Source organism: Bradyrhizobium sp., assembly GCF_049691595.1.
Lineage (GTDB): Bacteria > Pseudomonadota > Alphaproteobacteria > Rhizobiales > Xanthobacteraceae > Bradyrhizobium.
On record NZ_JBAVNZ010000461.1, the window covers coordinates 1 to 3067 of the forward strand.

Annotated in this window: 2 protein-coding genes and 1 pseudogene; all 3 read right to left on the reverse strand. The window is 67.0% G+C overall.

Annotated elements, in window-relative coordinates; translation table 11 throughout:
* Nucleotides 1–417 (reverse strand): TSUP family transporter (locus WCE35_RS19490; RefSeq protein ID WP_424594956.1); only part of this gene is annotated, 417 nt, incomplete at its 3' end.
* Between the two features lie 285 nt (nt 418–702).
* Nucleotides 703–1509 (reverse strand): hypothetical protein, encoded by an 807-nt coding sequence (locus WCE35_RS19495; RefSeq protein WP_424594957.1) that lies wholly within the window; start codon nt 1507–1509, stop codon nt 703–705.
* Between the two features lie 115 nt (nt 1510–1624).
* Nucleotides 1625–3067, reverse strand: a pseudogene (locus WCE35_RS19500) (hypothetical protein); the annotation flags it as partial.

Consider the following 3067-nt stretch of genomic DNA (forward strand, 5'->3'; position numbering starts at 1 on the left):
CCGCAGCAGCGCGCGCAAGCCCTCCCAGAACATCAGTCCGCCAACGGTAGTCAGCAGGATGACGTAGGACAGCGCGATCATCAGATCGAGCTGGCCGAGCGAACGCAGCAGGGTGAAGGTCCATACCCCGAGGGCGGTGCCGATGGTGCCGCCGCTCAATAATATCAGCGCCAGCATCGGATCGATGGCGCGGCGTCGCCAGTAGGATATCGCACCGGAAAAGGATGAGGCGGCGATGTGGCTGGCGACGGAAGCGACCGCGACCGCGGGCGCGATGCCGACGAAAATCAGCAGCGGCGTCATCAGGAAACCGCCGCCGATCCCGAACATGCCGGAGACGAAACCGACCGCCGCGCCCATCGCCAGGATGAGGAAGACATTGACCGGAATGTCGGCGATCGGGAGGTAGAGCTGCACGCGGTTCGCTTTTGCTATTTGCCGCGAGAGCGGCCAGGGCCGCTCCACGGCGTGGTTTCTTGGTCGGGCCTCTCACGGCAAATGGAATCCGAAGCTCGCGCGCGGAAAGCGGGCGGGCGTGGATCGATTGCCGGGCCTTTGCATAACCGAAATCGGAAGAAGGAGGGACTAAAGAATCCGCAAAAGCCGGCTTTTTTGCCGCAAGCCCACAAACCCGCTGCGAGCGTGGTGAATGATTCAGATTAACGGGCCACCGCGCGCCGGGCCGGCGGGACAGGCTGGGGCTCAGGGCCGCCGCACCGGGTCGGTGACGAGGTTCATCGCTGTGGCTTCCCTGGCGCCGAGCCAGCGGACATCTTTGGTCTCCGACATCGCTTCCACGACGGAAGAGGAGACGCCCATCTTTGTCATATAGCCCAACAGCATCCCGGCGATACGCTGGGTATCGGCGACGGGGTCGCGCACCTCGGCGGTCGCCACAAAGCGGTGGACCCCCAACATCGAGCCCTCGACGCCATAGCGCATCTTGCCGCCGGCATAGACCAGCACGCAGGCGCTGGCACAATAGGCCGGCTGGACATGACCTGACGCGTCGGCGGCGCCGACGGCGGTCACCAATCCGCGGGATCGAATGATTTCGCCCATGATGACGGCCTGATTCAACTCGCCGCCCGGAGAGGACAGCAACACGGCGTCGCCGGGGGCGAGATGGCCCTCGTCGAGCCTGTCGCGGAACCAGTTCGCGGTGGCGGCGCCGATTGTGCCGTGGATTGCGAGTGCGCGCCGGCCATGGCCCGAGCCGTCGAAATCGGCACTGGGAATCAGCGCGGATGTCATGCGCGGGGACAGATATGATTCTTTCCAGTAGGACCAGGCCTCCGGCCGCGACAGGTCCCAATAGGCGCGGATGCCGACGCTGGAAATCAGCAGAATAAAGCTGACGACCGACCAGAAACGCCATTTGCTGGCGGGGGCAGCAGCGGGCGGCCGCGCCGCGCGCTGGTGAGGCGGCATGCGTGGCGGTGCGACCCAAGGTCCGGTCGGCGACCTCCGGAACTGACCTCCCGCGTCCTGACGGTCATCGACAGGCAAATCATCCTCTCGGCAGTTGCAACCGAGCCGGACGTCGAACCGCCCGGCAAAAATCCGCGCGCTTGTCTACACGGCTTTGTCGATGAGGTATATGACGGCGACGCCGCCGGCTGCATCAGTTTGCGGCGGCGGTTCGCTTGGCCGGAGCGTGTTTCGCTACCGGCTTCGCCGTATTGGGCTGCGCGGGGGCGGAGTCCCAGCCGCCGGGCGGGATCGCCACACTGACGGCGTCGTCGGGCTGTGGCTCGGCGGAGAAGGTCTGGATCGCAAGCTTCGCCGCGGCCAGCGACTGCGCGTCGAGACGCCTGGCAATATCGTCGCGCTTGCGACCGGAATCGGCGTCGCCCTGCGCCGCGGCGAGGCTGAACCATTTGAAGGATTCGGCGAGGTTCTGTTCGACGCCGATGCCGCGGGCATAGAGAATGCCGAGGTTGAACTGGCTGTCGGCGACGCCGCGATCGGCGGCCCTGCGGAACCATTGCGACGCGCTGTTGTAATTGGCGCCCTTGCCGCCGCCATCGGCATCGAGCACGGCCAGATTATGCATCGCCTTGGCGTTTCCGCGCTCGGCCGCCTGCAGGTAGTAACGCCGCGCGATATCGACGTCCTTCGTCACGCCCATGCCCTTTTCGTAGAGGGTACCGAGCCGGAAGATCGCGGGCACCACGCCGGCCTGGGCCGCGCGGTCATACCATTTCGCGGCTTCGTCCAGATTGGGCGCCAGCCCTCTGCCCTCGGCGAAGCGCAGGCCGACTTCATAGGCGGCGGTCGGATCGCCCCTCAGCGCGGCCGCACGCAGCACCGGCCCGCCGATCGCGTCCGGCAACCGCTCGGTCGGCGGCACCTGCACCATCGCGAGCTTGCCGGTGGCGGGCATCGTCGGCGGCGCCGGAATCGTGCCGGTGATGTCGCCAGCGGTGACCGGCGAGGTGTCAGAGGTGGCCGCTGCCCGCGGGATCGTCACCTGCGCGCTGTCGAGCGTGTTCGGCGCGGAAATATTGTTGGATTGGCGGCCGATCGGGGTCGGCGAAGTCATCGAAGGCGCCACCGGCGCGGCGGAATTGTTCACGGGCGACTGAACCGGGGCTGCATGTTCTCCCGAATTTTCCATCGGCGGCATTTGCGGCGCGCTGCCGGTGTCGAGCAGCGTCATCGCCATCTTGAAGGTACCGAGCACGATCACGACCACGCTGGCGGCCACCAGCAGCGAACGGATCCTGGAGGTGATGGTCGAGGATCCCTTGCCGTCGCTGACCTTGTCTTTCGCGTTGGGCGAAGTGCGCGCGGCCTTTTCGTTCACGGGTGCTGCCGCGGCGGCCTGGGCGGCGCGGCGGGCGGCGGCGATGAAGCTCGACGAGCTGACGGGCGCCCTGGGTGCGGTCGAAATTTCGCTGATCGCGCTTTCCGAAGCCGCGATACGTTCCGACGGCGAAGCAGGGCGTCCCGTGGGCCGGGTGCCCGGCTCCAGCGGATGATCGGGCGGCAGGCCAGGCGTGACCGCGGCGCTCGGCGGCGCGGTGTGCGGCTGCAGGATTTCGCCGATGGCGCGCGGCGGCAT